This window comes from Pseudomonas sp. TMW22090, from assembly GCF_022496665.1.
In the GTDB taxonomy this organism is placed as follows: Bacteria; Pseudomonadota; Gammaproteobacteria; order Pseudomonadales; family Pseudomonadaceae; genus Aquipseudomonas; species Aquipseudomonas gregormendelii.
Genome location: NZ_SCFH01000003.1, coordinates 91550 through 109740, shown reverse-complemented (window position 1 = coordinate 109740; position 18191 = coordinate 91550). Strand labels below are relative to the sequence as shown.

General features: G+C 60.8%; 15 protein-coding genes. 3 read left to right on the top strand and 12 right to left on the bottom strand.

Annotated elements, in window-relative coordinates:
* Positions 1-69 precede the first annotated feature (69 nt).
* Complete coding sequence (locus EQV97_RS09740; RefSeq protein ID WP_045059918.1) at positions 70-576, top strand: ATP-dependent zinc protease; 507 nt, start codon at positions 70-72, stop codon at positions 574-576.
* A gap of 194 nt (positions 577-770) precedes the next feature.
* Here EQV97_RS09740 and EQV97_RS09735 read toward each other — a convergent pair whose 3' ends face one another.
* The 8 genes from EQV97_RS09735 to EQV97_RS09700 form a co-directional block, all read right to left on the bottom strand.
* Complete coding sequence (locus EQV97_RS09735) at positions 771-1400, bottom strand: glutathione S-transferase (protein WP_122841287.1); 630 nt, start codon at positions 1398-1400, stop codon at positions 771-773.
* A 218-nt stretch (positions 1401-1618) separates the two neighbouring features.
* Complete coding sequence (locus tag EQV97_RS09730; RefSeq protein WP_045059919.1) at positions 1619-1798, bottom strand: hypothetical protein; 180 nt, start codon at positions 1796-1798, stop codon at positions 1619-1621.
* Entirely contained in the window at positions 1795-2925 is a 1131-nt protein-coding gene (locus tag EQV97_RS09725) for a PepSY-associated TM helix domain-containing protein (RefSeq protein WP_122841218.1), read from the bottom strand. Before EQV97_RS09725 ends, EQV97_RS09730 begins: the two co-directional genes overlap by 4 nt.
* 71 nt (positions 2926-2996) lie before the next feature.
* Positions 2997-5426, bottom strand: a complete 2430-nt coding sequence (locus tag EQV97_RS09720) for a TonB-dependent siderophore receptor (protein WP_240888878.1) — start codon at positions 5424-5426, stop codon at positions 2997-2999.
* A gap of 148 nt (positions 5427-5574) precedes the next feature.
* The gene (locus EQV97_RS09715; RefSeq protein ID WP_122841220.1) at positions 5575-6546 is read right to left on the bottom strand and encodes a FecR family protein; all 972 of its coding nucleotides are present in this window, start codon (positions 6544-6546) and stop codon (positions 5575-5577) included.
* Entirely contained in the window at positions 6543-7061 is a 519-nt protein-coding gene (locus EQV97_RS09710; RefSeq protein WP_122841221.1) for an RNA polymerase sigma factor, read from the bottom strand. Before EQV97_RS09710 ends, EQV97_RS09715 begins: the two co-directional genes overlap by 4 nt.
* 112 nt (positions 7062-7173) lie before the next feature.
* Positions 7174-7881 carry a 3'-5' exonuclease gene (locus EQV97_RS09705; RefSeq protein WP_122841222.1) on the bottom strand — a complete coding sequence of 236 codons (708 nt, stop codon included), beginning with the start codon at positions 7879-7881 and terminating at the stop codon, positions 7174-7176.
* Positions 7878-9818 carry a putative nucleotidyltransferase substrate binding domain-containing protein gene (locus EQV97_RS09700; protein ID WP_240888877.1) on the bottom strand — a complete coding sequence of 647 codons (1941 nt, stop codon included), beginning with the start codon at positions 9816-9818 and terminating at the stop codon, positions 7878-7880. Before EQV97_RS09700 ends, EQV97_RS09705 begins: the two co-directional genes overlap by 4 nt.
* 249 nt (positions 9819-10067) lie before the next feature.
* Here EQV97_RS09700 and EQV97_RS09695 point away from each other — a divergent pair, with 249 nt between their 5' ends.
* Complete coding sequence (locus EQV97_RS09695; protein WP_122841224.1) at positions 10068-10514, top strand: response regulator; 447 nt, start codon at positions 10068-10070, stop codon at positions 10512-10514.
* A gap of 86 nt (positions 10515-10600) precedes the next feature.
* On the opposite strand, the gene EQV97_RS09690 is transcribed toward EQV97_RS09695, so the two are convergent.
* Positions 10601-12778: a malate synthase G gene (locus EQV97_RS09690; protein WP_240888876.1), complete on the bottom strand. Its 2178-nt coding sequence runs from the start codon at positions 12776-12778 to the stop codon at positions 10601-10603.
* Positions 12779-13309: 531 nt separating this feature from the next.
* Here EQV97_RS09690 and EQV97_RS09685 point away from each other — a divergent pair.
* Complete coding sequence (locus tag EQV97_RS09685; protein ID WP_045059928.1) at positions 13310-13828, top strand: glycine cleavage system protein R; 519 nt, start codon at positions 13310-13312, stop codon at positions 13826-13828.
* Positions 13829-14043: 215 nt separating this feature from the next.
* On the opposite strand, the gene rarD is transcribed toward EQV97_RS09685, so the two are convergent.
* The 3 genes from rarD to EQV97_RS09670 all read right to left on the bottom strand — a co-directional run bounded on the left by rarD (position 14044) and on the right by EQV97_RS09670 (position 18138).
* Positions 14044-14931 carry an EamA family transporter RarD gene (rarD, locus tag EQV97_RS09680; RefSeq protein ID WP_122841226.1) on the bottom strand — a complete coding sequence of 296 codons (888 nt, stop codon included), beginning with the start codon at positions 14929-14931 and terminating at the stop codon, positions 14044-14046.
* Positions 14932-15063: 132 nt separating this feature from the next.
* A complete protein-coding gene (locus EQV97_RS09675) occupies positions 15064-16038 on the bottom strand; it encodes a serine/threonine protein kinase (RefSeq protein ID WP_045059930.1) in 975 nt (324 codons plus the stop codon).
* Positions 16039-16236: 198 nt separating this feature from the next.
* Entirely contained in the window at positions 16237-18138 is a 1902-nt protein-coding gene (locus EQV97_RS09670; RefSeq protein ID WP_122841227.1) for a PhoX family phosphatase, read from the bottom strand.
* Between the last annotated feature and the right edge of the window lie 53 nt (positions 18139-18191).

Here is an 18191-nt window from a genome sequence, read left to right as displayed (position 1 = left end):
GTAAGAACGAACGAATTGCCCACTGGCTGTCTAAAATTGCGCTGCCCACTTTTCAAGGATGCCCACTACGTGAAATCCCTCTTTGCCCTGCTGACCTTGGTGGCCCTGCCAGTGATGGCCGCCGAGCCGACCCTGTACGGTCGCTACGAATACATCGCGCTGCCGGAAATCGGCGGCGAAGTGCTCAAGGCCAAAATGGACACCGGCGCCCTGACCGCGTCGCTGTCGGCCAAAGACATCGAGACCTTCACCCGTGACGGTGATGAGTGGGTGCGTTTCCGCCTTGCGACCAAGGACGCGAGCAACAAGGTCTACGAGCACAAGATTGCGCGGATCAGCAAGATCAAGACCCGCTCGGAAGAGGATGCGGACGATGATGAGTCGGCGGCGCCGACCAAGCGTCCGGTGGTGGATCTGGAGCTGTGCCTGGGTAACGTCAAGCGCACGGTCGAGGTCAATTTGACGGATCGCAGCAGTTTTAACTATCCGTTGTTGATTGGGGCAAAGGCGCTGCGTGAGTTTGGTGCGGCGGTGAATCCGGCTCGGCGTTTTACCGCGGATAAGCCTGATTGCTGAGCATTGGCTGCCGATTGACGTCATCCACCATGGTTCACCGTTCGCCCACTTAACTGACGGGCTCGCACGCCATGCCCCATATCCTGATTGTCGAAGACGAAGCCGCCATCACCGATACCCTGATATTCGCGTTGCAACAAACCGTTGAGCCCCCAATCGGACGATTTTTTGAGGCCATTGCTTTGAACTGAAATTCAAACCTTGGGCATTGTGGCCAACATCGAAGGCCGCTGGCTCACCTCGAAATACCACGCTGCCAGCTGCGGATTCGCCTCGCGCCAGGCCAGGTCCGGATGGCGCAGATCCAGATAACCGAGGGCACAAGCCACACTGATCGCCGCCACATCAAAATGACTGGTCAGCTCGGCGATGGCATCCGTTTCAAGCAATGCGAGGGCGCGGCGGATTTTGTCGCGCTGGCCGTCCAGCCAGGCATCCCAGTGTTTCTCCGGGGCGCGCAGGGCGACTTCGTAGCGCGTGAGCACGGCGGCGTCCATGATGCCGTCGGCCATGGAGGCGAGAGTCAGGCGGCGCCAGCGGGCCGAGCCTTCGCGGGGGATCAGCGGATTACCGACGTGCTGGTGATCGAGGTAATCGAGGATCACCCGGCTGTCGTGGATGACGTTGCCGTCGGCCAGGCGCAGGGCGGGGATTTTGCTCAGGGGGTTGTCGTTGATCAGGCTCGGGTCTGGGTCGACTGGGGAGAGCACGCAGTTCTGCAGGGCGACTCGGTCCTGTTGACCGGTTTCGTGCAGCAGCACCATGACTTTGCGTACGAAAGGCGAGAGGGAGTTATGGTAGAGGGTCATGGTCGGGGTGGACATGGCGGCGTCTCGTTCAGTGGTGGTGGAGGGCAACTGTGGGAGCAAGGCTTGCCCGCGATGACGGTAGCACATCTGAAATTGATGTGGCTGATGCACCGCCATCGTTGTATCAGCCAACTTGGATGCCTTGGATATGCCGCTTTCGTGAGCAAGCCCGCCGCCCCAGGTTGCGCGTTTTCAGGTGGCGGGCTGCGGCAGCTCCTACCGGAGACGTCGCGTTATCGGCGCTGCAGCAGGCCTCGCAGGGCGAAGGCGGCGGGAATGCCCAGGCCCAGCCAGCTCAGGGCATCCCACACGCCATCGCCCAGCAACGCCGCGAACAACCCGGCGGCGGTGAACAGGCCGATGACCGTGGGAATGGCAAAGACTTTCCAGAAATTCGACTGGCGCGGCCTCATGCTTGAGCCTCCGCAGTTTCAAGCACTGGCTTTGCCGCTTTGCGCCGCACGACCCACAGGTACACCCCGCTGCCGAGCACGATGATGGTCAGCACATCCAGGGTCGCCCACAGGATTTTCATCGGCATGCCGCCGTAATCACCAAAGTGCAAGGGCTGCGACATGCCCATGACGTCCATGTACCACGGCCGCTCCGCCACGGCGGTGACTTGCAGGGTGCTGGCGTCAATCAGCACTGGCGTCAGCAGGTGGGAGGTCAGGTGCGTGTTGCCTTTCATGAATACGGCGTAATGGTGCTCGCTGGAGAACCGCGTGCCGGGGAAGGCGATGAAGTCGGGTTGCATGTCCGGTGCGACCTCGCTGGCGATGTCCAGCAGGCGAGTCGGTGGCGCGAGCTGCGTCAGCGCGGGTGCGTCGGCATAGGGCGCGATCATCGCGCCCAAGGCCTCATTGCGCCAGGCCGCAATCAGCAGGTCGGCACAGGCGCTGATCACTCCGGTGACACCGACCACCAGCATCCAGGTCAGGGCCACGACGCCGATCAGGTTATGCAGGTCGAGCCAGCGCAGGCGGGTGGATTTATCCTGGCGCACGGTGGCGAATTTCAACCGGCGCATGAACGGCAGGTACAGCACTGTACCGGACACGATGGCTACCACGAACAGAATGCCCATGAACGCCAGGAACAGCTTGCCCGGCAGGCCGGCGAACATGTCCACGTGCAGTCGCAGCATGATCATCATGAAACCGCCGTTCGCCGAAGGCATTTCCAGTGCTTCACCGGTGCGGGCGTCGAGCATGAACGTATGGGACGAATTCGGCTCGGTTCCGGCAGTAGCCGCCATGATCGCGAACGCGGCATTGGGGTCTTCTTCGTCGAAACCGAAGTACTGCATGACTTCGCCCGGCCGATGTTTTTCCGCCGCCAGCACCAGTTGCTGCAAGTTCAGCCGCGCAGTGCCGGCGGGCATTTCCTTGAGCTCGGGTGCATCGCCCAGGAGATGGTCGATCTCGTGGTGAAAAATCAATGGCAAGCCGGTCACTGCCAGCATCAGCAGGAACACCGTGCAAATCAGGCTGGTCCAGGTATGGACGAAGGACCAGCGGCGGATCGTTTTACTCTTCATTTGCAGCCCTTCAGAAATACCAAAGCCGTCCTCGAAGGACGGCCCGGTGTTGGGTGTGTCAGGTCAAGCGTTTACCACTCGTAGGTCGCACTGGCGACGACACTGCGCTGGTCGCCGTAGTAGCAATAGAAACTGTCACAGGTGGAGATGTAGTCCTTGTCGAACAAGTTGGTTGCGTTCAGTGCCAGGGACGCGCCTTTGAGGCTGTTGTCCAGGCGGCCGAGATCGTAGTGGACAGCGGCGTCGAACACGGTGAAAGCGTCCGCCTTGCCCAGCTCGGTGTTGGCCTGGTCGCCATAGGTATTGCCGGTGTAGCGAACGCCGCCGCCTACGCCAAAGCCGTCGAGCACACCGGTGTGCCAGGTGTAGTCGGTCCACAGCGAAGCCTGCTGGTTGGGCATCAGTTGCAGGCGATTGCCCTTGAACGCGCCGTCCTGTACCTCGGATTTGGCCAAGGTGTAGGCCGCGATGACCTTGAGGTTTTCGGTCACGTCGGAGACGGCTTCCAGTTCCAGCCCTTTGACTTTCACTTCGCCGGTCTGGCTCGTGATCGAGACATTATTGGAGTTGGTGGTGGTGACGGAGACGTTCTTCTGCGTCAGGGTATACACCGCAGCGGTCAGCAGGGTGTTGCTCCCAGGCGGTTGATACTTGATACCCAACTCCCATTGCTCGCCTTCGGTAGGCTTGAACGAATCGGTGGGCGAGGCCGTGGCGTTGCTGGTTGGCTGGAACGATTCGGCGTAGGACAGGTAGGGCACGATGCCGTTGTCGAACACGTAGCTGATGGCCGCATTGGCGCTGAACTTCTTGTCGCGCTCGGTGTTGGTGGCATCACCTTTGTTGAAAAATTTGGTACCGGTGTGCACCCAGTCTTCACGACCGCCCAGCGTCAGGCGCCATTGATCGATGTACATCTGGTCCTGCACATACAGGCCGGTCTGGTAGGTCTTCTGATCGTAGTCGTAGAACGCATCGGAACGCGGCGGGCGCACGATGGGCAGTCCATAGATGGGATTGTTGACGTTGGTGGTCAGGCCATCGCCGAAAATCGAGGTGTAGTTGGTGTTGGTGCGCTGGTGATCGAGGCCGATCAACAAGGTGTGACCTACATCACCCGTGGCGAAATCGGCCTGGAAGTTGTTGTCCACGGCGAACTGGCTGATGTCTTCGTCGACACTGGTGCTCGAACGACCGACATTGCCTTGGGCGTCCACTTGGGTGAACGGGTAGGCGCCGGGGGTAAGCGCCTGGAACGACAGGTCTGATTTGGTGTAGCGCAGGTTCTGCTTGAACTGCCAGACATCGTTCAGGCGATGCTCGAAGGCATAACCCAAGGCGTAGTAGGTGCGGTCGTAGTATTCCCAGTCTGGATCACCGAGGTTCTTGTGATGGGAAATGTCACCCAGTGGCGAGCGGATTTTGGTGCCCTGTATCGGCAGGAACTGGCTGGTGATGCCGGTATCGTCGCGGGTGAACTGCGTCAGCAGGGTAAATTTGGTGTCGTCGTCGATGTTCCAGGTCAGGCTAGGCGCAATGTTGTAGCGCTTGTTATCGACGTGGTCGATTTGCGTGCCGCTGTCGCGCACGACTGCGCTTAGGCCGTAGAGGAACCGACCGTCTTCGTCGATCTTGCCGGTGCTGGCAAAGTTGATCTGGCGATGATTGTCACTGCCATATTCCACCTGGATTTCACTGCTCGACTCGGCGCTGGGGCGGCGGCTGACCATGTCCAGCATGCCGCCCGGTGGGGTCTGGCCATACACGGAGGAGGCCGGACCGCGCAGCAGGGCGAGCCGATCGAGGTTCCAGGTTTCCTGTTTCGGGTTGGCGTATACGCCTTTTGGCAGCGGCAGGCCGTCGAGGAACTGGGTCGGTTCGAAGCCGCGTACACGCAACCAGTCGGCACGGGTGTCGCTGCCGTAGCTGCTGGCGACGATGCCGGGCATGTAGCGCACGGCGTCATCAATATTCTGTACGTTGCGGTCGTCCATCTGCTGGCGAGTGGCGACCGAGATCGAGCGCGGTGCTTCCACCAGGGCAGTGTCGGTCTTGGTGCCGGCAGCAGTGCGAGTGGCGAGGTAGCCGTCAACCGGGCCCCAGGCGCTCTCGGTGTTTTCCACCCCTGTCACATTGGTCGTCGGCAGGGCCAACACGTCCTCAGGCACGGCCACCAGGCTGAACGTGCCCGCGCTGCTTTGCTCCAGTTGCAAGCCGGTGCCACGCAAGGCTTCGCGCAAGGCGCCGGTGGCGTCGAACTGGCCCTGGACGGGTGCCGAGGTTTTACCGGCGGCCAGCGAGGGGTTCAGCGACAGCGCAAGGCCCGCCTGGCTGGCGATCTGGTTCAAGGTGCTGGCCAGGGGAGCCGCCGGCAGGTTGTAGGCGCGCACGCTGGAGGCCTGCTCGGCGGCCAATACCGGGCCGCTGGCCATGGGGGCGCTGAGGGCAATGGCCACGGCCAACAGGCTGGGGCGCAACAAGGTGTCTAGCGTAAGGGACATAACGCGGCTCCTGAAAGGGAATACTTCTCAATTGCCTAGGTGCCGAACGAAAATCCAAAAGTGATAGGGCCAGGTGAAAATAATGTTGATTCAGGTTTTCCGGTGAATCGGCTGGCCTTATCGCGGGCAAGCCTTGCTCCCACAGGTTTCAAGGCTCCGCCTCAGCCTTCGCCACCGTCACCCACCACGGCGTGTGCTGCTCAATCTGCACTGGCAGTGTTGGCAGCAATGCGCGCAAGGCCTTGTCGGTATCCTTCAACGGGAAACTGCCGGTGATCCGCAGGTCTGCAATTTCGGACGCTACGCCCAGATAACCCGGCCGGTAACGACTCAGTTCATGCACCAGGTCTTCCAGGCGCGCGTTGTCCACCACCAGCATGCCGCGAGTCCAGGCGTCGACGCCGGGCTTGAGCGCGACCACCGGGCCCAGGCCGTTGTTGCGCATCAGCACCTGCTGGCCTTCGCGCAGAATCTGTTCGTCGCGACTCGCCTGCGGGTGGGCGGCCACTGCAGACTTCAACACGCTCAGGCGTGTGCCATCCTCTTCGCGCTTGACCAGGAACCGCGTTCCCAGTGCGCGCAGGCTGCCTTCGCGAGTTTCGACGATAAACGGCCGGGCATCGCCGTGGCCGGTTTCAACGAGGATTTCGCCGTCCTGGAGAATCACCCGACGCTGCGTCTCGTCAAACCGCACGTCCACGGCGCTGTGGGTATTGAGGTTGATCACGGTGCCGTCGCTCAGGCGCAAGGTGCGCTGCTCGCCAGTGGCCGTGCGCTGATCGGCCAGCCAATAGTCGAGCGGCAGGTAACGCTCGCCCGCAAACAATGCCAGGCCAATCACCGCCACGATGCTGGCCAGGCCGCTGCCCAGCTTGCGCACGCGTCGGCGGATGCCCTCACGCGATTGCAGCAACGCGGCGCGGGCCGGGCCACTGGCGACACTGAAACGCTGGTCAAGCATGCCCAATTGACGCCAGGCGCGCGCGTGCTCTTCGTGGGCGGCGTGCCATTTGGCGAACTCTTCGCGCTCCACCGGGTTGGCGCAATCCAGTGACAGCTGCCAGGCAATCGCCGCGTCCAGTACCTGGGCCGAGACCGGTTTGGAGCTCACGGGGCTCATGCGGGCTCACCGTACAGCGCGATGTAGCACTGGCGAATGCCTTGGGCCAGGTATTGCCTGACCCGGGGTACCGACACCCCGAGACGCTGGGCGATTTCTGCGTGGCTGAGGCCGTCGAGACGGTTATACAGAAACGCCGCACGCGCCTTGCTCGACAGTTTGCCGAGCAGGCGATCGATGTTTTTCAGGTCTTCGAGAATGAGTTGCTGCTCTTCCACCGAGGGGTGTTCGCCCTCGGGAATGAGCATCAGCTCGGTCAGGTAGGCCTGCTCCAGGGCGGCGCGGCGGAAGTAGTCGAACAGCAGACCCTTGGCGATTGCCACCAGAAACGCCCGGGGTTCGCGGGGCTCGTGCAGTTCGCCACGCCCCAGCAGTCGTACGAACGTGTCCTGGCTGAGGTCTTCGGCCCGTTGCGGGCAGGCGACGTTGCGGCGCAGCCAAGCCAATAGCCAGCTGCGATGGTCGCGATACAGCGCACCGACGAGCTCACTGTGGGGGCTTTGGACTGACGGCACGCAGCATCACCGATTGGGAAGAGTTAACTAACGAGAATTGTTCGCGATTGTGGCAGAGGCGGGGGAGGTAAGCAATTGGCGCTGGTCGGGTGGTTTAGTCAGGCGCCGTCTATCAGAAGGAGGGAGACTGCTGCCGCCGCTTCCACTGACTCAGCCGCTGCTGCAGATTCAACGGGCTGTGAATCTGCTGCTGGCGTGCCCGGCTGAACAGGATCAGTGCCAGTTCGGCGGTGGCCAGCGCGTCGGCACTGGCGTTATGGCGCTCGAACACTTCGAGTTTGAACCAGTCTATCCACTCGTCCAGTCCGGCCTCGCGGATAGGCGCCTGTGGGCACAGCAGCGGGGCGATGTCTGCCACATCGAGAAAGGTATTCTGCAACTTGTACCCCAGATGATCCTTCAGTGCCCGGCCGAGCATGTGCTGATCGAAGGGAGCATGAAAAGCCAGCACCGGGCTGTCCCCCAGGAACTCCATGAACTCCAGCAACGCCTGCGCCGGATCGCTGCCGGCCGCAATGGCGCTTGGGCCAAGGCCATGGATCAGCACACTGGGGGCCAGTTTCATGTCGGCGCACTGCAGGGTTCGTTCGAACTGCTGACTGAAGTCGATGGCCCCGTCCTCGATCACTACCGCACCAATCGACAACACCCGATCCTTGTTCAGATTAAGCCCCGTGGTTTCCAGGTCCAGCACCACCCAGCGTTGTTCGCGAAGGCTGCATTCGCTCAGCCCGATCGCCGGCGGCAAGTGACCCAGACGTTGCAGTATTTCGCCAGACAGCGCCGGGCCGGCGGGGCGCAACCAGGAAAACAGGCTCACAACTGATATCTCAGTGTGAGGCTGCTTTGCAGACGCTGGGCCTGGCGCAGGGATTCACGCAGGATTCGCCGATCCAGCTGATTGAGGCTGTCGGGGTCGACCCGGTTGGAGTAGGGCAGGTTCTCCCGGGTCTGTAGCTGATGCTGCTGCATGCGGGTTTGCTGGATGAAATGATAGGCCTCTTCGTAGGCCGCACCGTCCAGCCGGTCGATGACCTCTTTATCAACCAGTTGGCGAAAGCGTTCCAGGGTGTTGTTGGTCTCGATTCCGTTGGCCAGCGCCAGCAACCGGGCGCCGTCGACGAAGGGCGTAAGGCCCTGGACTTTCAAATCCATCGTGGCTTTCTCGCCATGTTTGCGTGCCAGCACGAATTCGCGGAAGCGTCCTACAGGTGGGCGGTTGCGCAGGGCGTTGTCGGCCATCATGCGCTGGAACAAACGATTGTCGGCGACCTGGTCGAGAATGCCCCTGCGCAATTGTTCACAGCCTTGCTCATCGCCCCAGACCACGCGCAGGTCGAAATAGATACTCGAACCCAGCAGGTTTTCCGGCGTGGCCTCGCGGATGAACGCCGAGAAACGTCGCGCCCATTCAGCGCGGGACAAACACAGCTCGGGGTTGCCGGCCATGATGTTGCCCTTGCACAGGGTAAACCCGCACAGCGCCAGGCTCTGGTTGATCTGTTGGGCGATGGGTAGCAATTTGCCGCGAATTTCTGCCGCATGGGCGGCATCCCTCGCCTCGAACAGAATGCCGTTGTCCTGGTCGGTGTGCAGCGTCTGCTCGCGACGGCCTTCGCTGCCGAAACATAGCCAACTGAATGGCAGGCCCGGGTCGCCTTTCTCGGCCAGTGTGAGTTCGATCACCCTGCACACCGTGTGATCGTTAAGCAGGGTGATGATATGGGTGATCTGGGTGGAAGACGCGCCGTGGGCCAGCATGCGCTCCACCAGTTGGCCGATCTCGCCGCGCAGCGCCACCAGGCTTTCCACGCGCTGGGCACCGCGGATAGTCCGCGCCAGGTGCACCAGATCGACCCGCTGCAGGGAAAACAGGTCACGTTCCGACACTACACCGCACAGGCGGTGGTCCTTGACCAGGCAGACATGGGCAATGTGCCGCTCGGTCATGGCGATCGCTGCATCAAATGCACTGTGGTCCGGGGTTAAAAAGAATGGTGCGCGGGTCATGTGCCGTTCTATGGCTTCATTGAAGTCATTGGTGCCGCCTGCCACCACGTGCCGCAAGTCGCGCAGGGTGAAAATCCCCAGCGGGGCCTTATCGCCATCGACCACCACAATGCTGCCGACCTGTTGTTCATGCATCAGGGTCACGGCTTCGCGCAGTGGCGTGACCGGGCTGCAGGTCACCGGATGACGCATGGCCAACTCGCCCAGGCGGGTATTGAGCGAGTATTGGGTGCCCAGGGTTTCCACGGCTTTTTGCTGGACTTGCTGGTTGACCTGATCCAGCAGGCTGCTGACGCCACGCAGGGCGAAATCGCGAAAGGTGTGGGAAAGCGCGAACAGTTTGATGAACGCCAGCTTGTTCAGTTGCAGGCAGAAGGTGTCTTCAGCCGCCAGGTGCTCGGTACGAGTGGCCCGCTCACCCAGCAACGCTGCGAGGGGAAAGCACTCGCCGGTGGTGATTTCGAAGGTGGTTTCGGTGCCGCCTTTGGCAGTGTGCGGGCGCTCACCCACGACGCGGCCTTGTTTGACGATGTAGAAGTGCTCAACAGGGCCATCGTCAGGCTTGATGATGCTCTCGCCGGGTCCGTAAAAGCGCAGCTGACATTGCTCGACCAGATACGCCAGGTGAGCGTGTTCCATGTGATTGAACGGCGGGAAGCGCTGAAGGAACTGCAAAGTGCCCTGGATGTTTTGCAACACCGCAGTCTTCCCTGCCTGGGTGAAGGCGTCCGCTTTACTCATAACCATTACCGCAGTCGTTTGGAATTATTGTTGTCGGATGACTTCAACATGGTCGGCCCATGGGCGCAGGGTGCCCATTGGACGTAAGTCTAGGTAGGCAACGACCGGATTACCTATCGGAAGAGTCCGACGCAACGTTGGGAAAAATCCCACTCAACACCTATTGGAAATAAATCCGACGAAGTGCACATTGAACCGCTGGCTGGCGATGTCTCACGAGTGGGCCAGGAACGATTTGTAACCTTTGAGAAAGCCATGTCCGACCAAGATATCCTGAGTGACGCCGAGCGCGAGGCGCTAAGTGCGGTCATGCTCGAACCCGATCTACCGCCCCAGCGTGTGTTGATCGTCGATGATGACAAAGATGCACGTGAATTATTGTCGGAGATCCTGGCGCTGGATGGTATTCGCTGCCTGACCGCAGCCAGCGGTGAAACCGCACTGAAGATGCTGGACGAGAAACCCTCGATTGGCCTGGTGATCACCGATTTGCGGATGGGGCATGTCGATGGCCTGGACCTGATCCGCCAGGTTCGTGAATCGGTGCGGGCGGCGATGCCGATCATCATTGTGTCCGGCGATGCCGATGTGAAAGACGCCATCGCAGCGATGCACCTGAGCGTGGTGGACTTTCTGCTCAAGCCCATTGATACCGTGAAGCTGCTGGGTTTGGTGAAGCACGAGTTGGGGATGGAGCCATAGCCAACTCCCACAAACTGTCTCATTCATATGCAAAAAGGCCCTGATCCGAAGATCAGGGCCTTTTTTTGTTCGCCGCCAGCGTTTACTCAGAGGCCATTGGCAGCCTTGAACTCACGGCGACGACGGTGCAGGACCGGCTCGGTGTAGCCGTTCGGCTGCTTCGTACCTTCCACCACCAGTTCGACCGCCGCCTGGAAGGCGATGTTGCTGTCGAAGTCCGGAGCCAGCGGGCGGTACAGCGGGTCGTTGGCGTTCTGACGGTCAACCACCGGCGCCATGCGCTTGAGGCTTTCCATCACTTGCTCTTCGGTGACGATGCCGTGACGCAGCCAGTTGGCGATGTGCTGGCTGGAGATACGCAGTGTCGCACGGTCTTCCATCAGGCCGACGTCATTGATGTCCGGCACCTTGGAGCAACCTACGCCCTGATCGATCCAGCGCACCACGTAGCCGAGAATGCCCTGGGCGTTGTTGTCCAGTTCGTTCTTGATCTGCTCCGCAGTCCAGCTCGGGTTCACGGCAAGCGGAATGGACAGGATGTCGTCCACCGAAGCTCGGGCACGCTTGGCCAGTTCCACCTGACGAGCGAACACGTCTACCTTGTGGTAGTGCAATGCGTGCAACGCCGCTGCGGTTGGTGACGGTACCCAGGCGGTGTTTGCACCGGCCAGAGGGTGAGCGACTTTCTGTTCAAGCATCGCCGCCATCAGGTCGGGCATTGCCCACATGCCTTTACCGATTTGCGCACGACCTTGCAGGCCGGTGCTCAAGCCGATATCGACGTTCCAGTTCTCGTAGGCACCGATCCATTTTTCAGCCTTCATGTCGGCCTTGCGCACCATCGGGCCGGCTTCCATGGAGGTGTGGATTTCATCGCCCGTGCGATCGAGGAAGCCGGTGTTGATGAACACCACGCGCTCGGCCGCTGCCTGGATGCATGCCTTGAGGTTGACCGTGGTGCGGCGCTCCTCGTCCATGATCCCGACCTTGAGGGTGTTGCGCGGCAGGTCCAGCACGTCTTCGATGCGACCGAACAGCTCGTTGGTGAACGCGGCTTCTTCCGGGCCGTGCATCTTCGGCTTCACGATATAGACCGAGCCCGTGCGGCTGTTCTTGCGCGAATTGTTGCCGTTGAGGCTGTGGATCGCGGCCAGGCACGTTACCAGGCCGTCGAGAATGCCTTCCGGCACTTCGTTGCCGTCCTTGTCGAGGATGGCGTCGATCGTCATCAGGTGCCCCACATTACGCACGAACAACAGGGAGCGGCCATGCAGGCTCAGTTCCTTGCCGTCGACGCCGGTGTAGGTGCGGTCGGCGTTCATGGTGCGGGTGAAAGTCTTGCCGCCTTTGACAACTTCTTCCGCCAGGTCGCCCTTCATCAGGCCGAGCCAGTTGCGGTAGATCACCACCTTGTCGTCAGCATCGACAGCCGCCACGGAGTCTTCGCAGTCCATGATGGTCGTCAACGCGGCTTCCATCAGGATGTCTTTGACGCCGGCCGCGTCCGTCTGGCCGACGGGGGTGCTGGCATCGACCTGGATTTCGAAATGCAGGCCGTTGTTCTTCAGCAGGATCGCGGTGGGTGCCCCGGCATCGCCGTGGAAGCCGATGAGCTGAGCGTCGTCGCGCAGTCCGGAATTACTGCCGCCTTTGAGGGCGACCACCAGTTTGCCGTCAACAATCTTGTAGCTGGTGGAGTCTACGTGCGAGCCGGCAGCCAGGGGGGCCGCTTCGTCGAGGAAGGCGCGGGCGAAGGCAATGACCTTGTTGCCGCGGACCTTGTTGTAGCCTTGGCCTTTTTCCGCACCGTCGGCTTCGCTGATGGCATCAGTGCCGTACAGCGCGTCGTACAGCGAACCCCAGCGGGCATTGGAGGCGTTGAGCGCGAAGCGCGCGTTCATCACCGGCACCACGAGTTGCGGGCCGGCCATGCGGGCGATTTCGTCATCGACGTTTTGCGTCGTTGCCTGGAAATCGGCCGCTTCTGGCAGCAGATAACCGATGTCTTGCAAGAAGGCTTTATAGGCCACCGCGTCATGTGCATGGCCGGCACGCGCTTGGTGCCAGCCATCGATACGAGCCTGGAAATCATCGCGTTTGGCGAGTAGGGCTTTGTTCTTCGGCGCCAGGTCATGAATGACCTTGTCGGCACCGGCCCAGAACTTATCGGCGGTGAGGCCGGTACCGGGAATGGCTTCGTTGTTCACGAAGTCGAACAGGACTTTGGCGACCTGCAGGCCACCGACTTGAACGTGTTCAGTCATTGCTTGCCTCACTCTGCTCAGCTATTTCGCTTTTCAGCTCTTCAATTATGACAATGAAGCCTCTGGCCATTTAAACCACAAACCCTGGCGCCAGTACATGCCCTTGCGGGCGGCTGGGGTTGGTCCAATCAACGGCTTGAAGCCTTGCTGATGGGGCTTTCAGGGGTTGCGACTGCGCCTTGGCAGACATCGATCCAACGTTATGTAGTGCGCGCTGCGGCATACTACATGATGAATTGCGGTTGTGAAAATTAGACTAATTGCGTCGTTCTGCGACCCCATGACGCATTGCGGTCGCGACGGGGAACGGGATGTTCTCAAAAAAGTGATGGATTGTTCCAGCTAAATATAAAAAGTTGTACACGATTTGTGCTTTTCAGGTTTTTCGAGGGTGACCCAATCGCGAGCAGGCTCGCTGCCACAGGACGCAATCCGGGTGGGAGTGAGCCTGCTCGCGATGACGGCAGACGATTCAACACAGAATCTCCCCTTGCCTATACTTCCTTTTCTATAACAAAAGAGGGCTGCGCCATGGACCACCTCGTACTCACAGTTTTCGCTCCGGACAAGCCAGGGCAGGTCGAGCGCATTGCCCAGTGCATTGCCGAGCACGGCGGTAACTGGCTGGAAAGCCGAATGTCGCGGATGGCCGGGCAGTTCGCCGGGATCCTGCGGGTGGGGGTGCCGGCCGAAGCCTATGACGAATTGGTCGATGCGCTGCAAGCTTTGTCCGCACACGGGATCCGTGTGCTGATCGCCGAAAGTGGCATTGAACAGTCCTGCACCTGGAAGCCGATCGCCATGGAGTTGGTGGGCAATGATCGTCCGGGGATCGTGCGCGACATCACTCGCCTGCTGAGCGAGCAGGGCGTGAATCTCGAGCGGCTGGTTACCGAGGTACGTCCTGCACCCATGAGCAGCGAACCGCTGTTCCACGCCGAGGCGATTCTGGCGGTGCCGCTCACGCTGTCGCTGGATGTATTGCAGTCGCGCCTGGAAACGTTGGCCGATGATCTGATGGTGGAACTGGTTCTGCGCAGTGAGGCTTGAGAAGGTTATCCAAGTTAAACGTGCACCTGCCTGTGGATAACCTGTAGAGACAGCCCGCCAGCCCAGGCGGGCCGGGCCTCTTCAAGAGTTGATCAAAAAACCAGCAGTTTCAATAACTTGCGCACAATCGCAGGGGATCACGCTGTGGATAACCTTGGGGCAGTTGGTTGCAGGCCACGAGCGTCGTGGCCTACAGAGGTTTGAGTGTTTTTTGATCAGCTGCGCCGGCGCAAATTTATCACGGCATCGACGCTGTAAACCGCCAGGCCTGCCCAGATAAAGATGAAGGCCACCAGGGTGCTGGAAGACAGGTGCTCATCAAACAACAGTACCGCCTGCAGTAGCACCAGCGTTGGCGCCAGGTACTGCAGGAATCCCAACGTTGTGTAGGGCAAGTGGCGTGCGGCGGCGTTGAAGCATACCAGCGGTATCAGCGTCACCGGCCCGGCAGCCACCAGCCACCAGGCTTCGGACGTGGTCCAGAACTGTGCTTGCGCACTGCTTGCCGCGGGGTTGAACAGCAGCCATGCAACGGCGATTGGCACCAGCATCCAGGTTTCCACCACCAGGCCGGGCAGGGCCTTGACCGGCGCCTGCTTGCGAATCAAGCCGTAGAAACCGAAGGTCAATGCCAGTACCAGCGATACCCAGGGCAGGCTGCCGACTTGCCATACCTGTTGTGCCACGCCAACCGCCGCGAGTCCCACCGCCAGCCACTGCATGCGTCGCAAGCGCTCGCCGAGGATCAGCATGCCCAACAGCACGTTTACCAGCGGGTTGATGTAGTAACCCAGGCTGGCTTCGAGCATGCGCCCATTGTTTACCGACCACACGTAGGTCAGCCAGTTGGCCGCAATGAGCGTACCGCTCAAGGCCAGTATCGCCAGCCGTTTAGGGTTGTCACGCAATTCGCGCCACCAGCCCGGGTGCTTCCAGACCATCAGCAGCAAGGCGCCGAATAGCGCCGACCAGAGCACGCGGTGGATGATGATCTCCACGGCGGGGACGCTGGCGATGGCTTTGAAGTAGAGCGGGAAAAGTCCCCAGATGATGTAGGCACTCAGGCCCAGGATGTACCCGCGACGCGGGTTGGCGGCTTGCATGCAGAATCCTTGCTTAGGCAGCTAACAAAGAGGGGATTGTAGGGCGGTTGTATAGATGTGTCGTGTCGGAAAACAAAAAGATCGCAGCCTTCGGCAGCGCCTACAGCTGCCAGAGGCTGCGATCTTTTGATCTCAAAAAAGCTTCAGCGGTTCTTCGTTGAGCGCCGACAGTTGTTCACGCAGTGCCAACACCTGATCGCCCCAATACCGCTCGGTGCCGAACCACGGGAAGCTGTGGGGGAACGCCGGGTCATCCCAGCGCCGGGCCAGCCAGGCGCTGTAGTGCATCAGGCGCAGCGCACGCAACGGTTCGATCAGCGCCAGTTCCCGTGGGTCGAAGTCGTGAAACTCGTTATAGCCGTCCATCAGTTCCGACAACTGGCCCAGGCATTCCTGGCGATCGCCGGCAAGCATCATCCAGATGTCCTGCACTGCAGGGCCCATGCGGCAATCATCGAGGTCGACGATGTGAAACATCTCGTCTCGACACATCATGTTGCCGGGGTGGCAATCGCCGTGCATGCGGATGTTCTGGTGTGGAGTGGCCTTATAGACCTCTTCAACGCGCTTGAGCAGGTCCCTGGCCACTGACTCATAGGCGGGCAGCAGGCTCTTGGGAATGAAATTACCTTCAAGCAACGTCGCCAACGAGGCATGGCCGAAGTTCTGCACGCCCAATGCCTCGCGATGTTCGAACGGTTTGGTTGCGCCCACGGCGTGCAGACGCCCGAGCAATTGGCCCAGGCGGTACAGCTGATCGAGGTTGCCCGGCTCCGGCGCGCGGCCCCCACGGCGCGGGAACAGGGTGAAACGAAAACCGTTGTGCTCGTGCAGGCTGGCACCGTTATGAATCATTGGCGCCACCACGGGCACATCGCATTCGGCGAGCTCGAAGGTGAACTGGTGCTCTTCAAGAATCGCTTCGTTGGTCCAGCGCTGTGGGCGGTAGAACTTGGCGATCAGCGGTTCACCGTCTTCGATGCCGACTTGATAGACACGGTTTTCGTAGCTGTTGAGGGCCAGGATGCGGGCGTCGCTGAGAAAACCGATGCTTTCGACGGCATCGAGCACAAGATCTGGGGTGAGGGTTGCAAACGGGTGGGCCATGCTGACTCCTGCGCGCAGCAGGCTGCCGCGTCCGGCCAAGCATGGTAGCGCAGACGGGGCTTGTTTAGGGGGTGGGGTTGAGATGTGTGTCGTCCGGGCGGACACTATCGCGGGCAAGCCAGCGCCCACAGGGTAGGCGCCGACTCTAAAGTGACGCATGGAACTGTGGGAGCAAGGCTTGCCCGCGATGAAGTTTTATCAGGCGCCGACTACGCCGCCATCTTCACGGCTGATAGCCATTACCGAGGACCGTGGCTTGCCGTTCGGCAGATGCTCGGGAAAGGTCGAACCGCCGTTCTCCCCAGGATGCTGGATGCCGACAAACAGGGTTTTATGGTCTGGCGAGAAGCTGATCCCGGTGACTTCGCAGCCGACCGGGCCCACCATGAACCGGCGTATTTCGCCCGTCACCGGGTCGGCGCAGAGCATCTGGTTGTTGCCCATGCCCGCGAAGTCGCCGGCATTGCTCGAATCGCCATCGGTAAGAATCCACAACCGGCCGGCATCGTCGAATCCCAGGCCGTCCGGGCTGTTGAACATGTTCTGCGGCGTGATGTTCGACGAGCCACCCTTTGGCGTACCGGCATGAACGCCCGGATTACCGGCAACGACGAACAGGTCCCAGGCAAAACTGTTGGCGCCGTGATCATCGCGATCGGTGCGCCAGCGCAGGATCTGCCCGTAGACATTCTTCTCCCGCGGGTTAGGGCCGCCCACCGGCTGGCCCTCTTCGCCACGCTTGGCATTGTTGGTCAGGGTGCAGTAGACCTGGCCGTCCTTGGGGCTGACGACGATCCATTCCGGGCGGTCCATGCGGGTGGCATGGACCACGCTGGCAGCCAGGCGTGCATGGATCAGCACGTGCGCCTGGTCGGCAAAACCGCTGCTGGCATCGATCCCGTTCTTGCCGTGGGTCAACTCGATCCACTCACCATGACCTTTTGGATGATCTGCATGGCTGTCGCCGGCGTCGAACCGTGCGACGTACAAGGTGCCGTGATCCAGCAAGTCGCGGTTGGCCTTGGCATCTGCATGATTGATCTTGTCGCGGCTGACGAACTTGTAGATGAACTCGCCGCGCTCGTCATCGCCCATGTAGACCACGGCGTGACCGTCGGCAGTTTCTGCCAGCGCAGCGTTTTCATGCTTGAAGCGGCCCAGGGCCGTGCGCTTCTTCGGCGTCGATCGGGGGTCGAACGGGTCGATCTCCACCACCCAGCCGTGACGGTTGAGCTCGTTGGGATTCTTCGCCATGTCGAAGCGCGGGTCGTGGGGGTGCCAGTTGATTTCCTTGCTGGCGGCGACCACGCCATAGCGTTTTTGCGCGGCATCGAACGGCTGCCCGGCATCGCTGCTGCCAAAGCAGTCAGTGAAGTTTTCTTCGCACGTCAGGTAAGTGCCCCATGGCGTCTTGCCGTTGGCGCAGTTCTGGAAAGTACCAAGGACATGTTTGCCCTGTGGGTCTGCGCTGGTTTTCACCAGCGCATGCCCGGCTGCAGGACCGCTCAGGTCGATGGGCGCGTTGCCATGGATGCGCCGGTTGTAGCGCGAGCCCTGGACGAAGTGCCATTGGCCGCCCTTGCGCTGCACTTCGATCACCGACACGCCTTCGCAGGCCAGGGCTTTGTGCACGTCGGCCGCCGATTGCGGCATACCGCCGTGGGGGTAGAGATAGCGGTAGTTGGTGTATTCGTTGTTGATCGCCATCAGCGCGCGGTCTTTTTCGCCTGGAAACTCGAACAGGCTCATGCCGTCGTTGTTGTCGCCGAACTGCATTTCCTGTTGCTCGGCGGTGCCGTTGCCGCTTGGATCGAAGGCCGGTCCGTCCTTGTGCAGTGGCTGTCCCCAACTGATCAGCACCGAAGAGCGGTAGCCCGCTGGCAGGCTGATGGCGTCGTTGGTCGCGGCAGGGATGCTCTCGAAACCCAGCAGCTGGCTGGTGCCGGCGCTGACGCTGGCGGCCAGGACGCTGCGGCTCAGCAGGCTACCGCCCATGAACATGGCCGCGCCGCAGAGGGCGCCGGCGCTGATAAAGCCGCGGCGGCTGAGGCCGACCATTTTTTCGAGGTCAGTGGGCTGGTTTTCTTCTAGTAGGTTCACATCGGGCTCCCTGCAGGATTTTGCAGCCACCTTAAAGCGCATTAATGACGCTA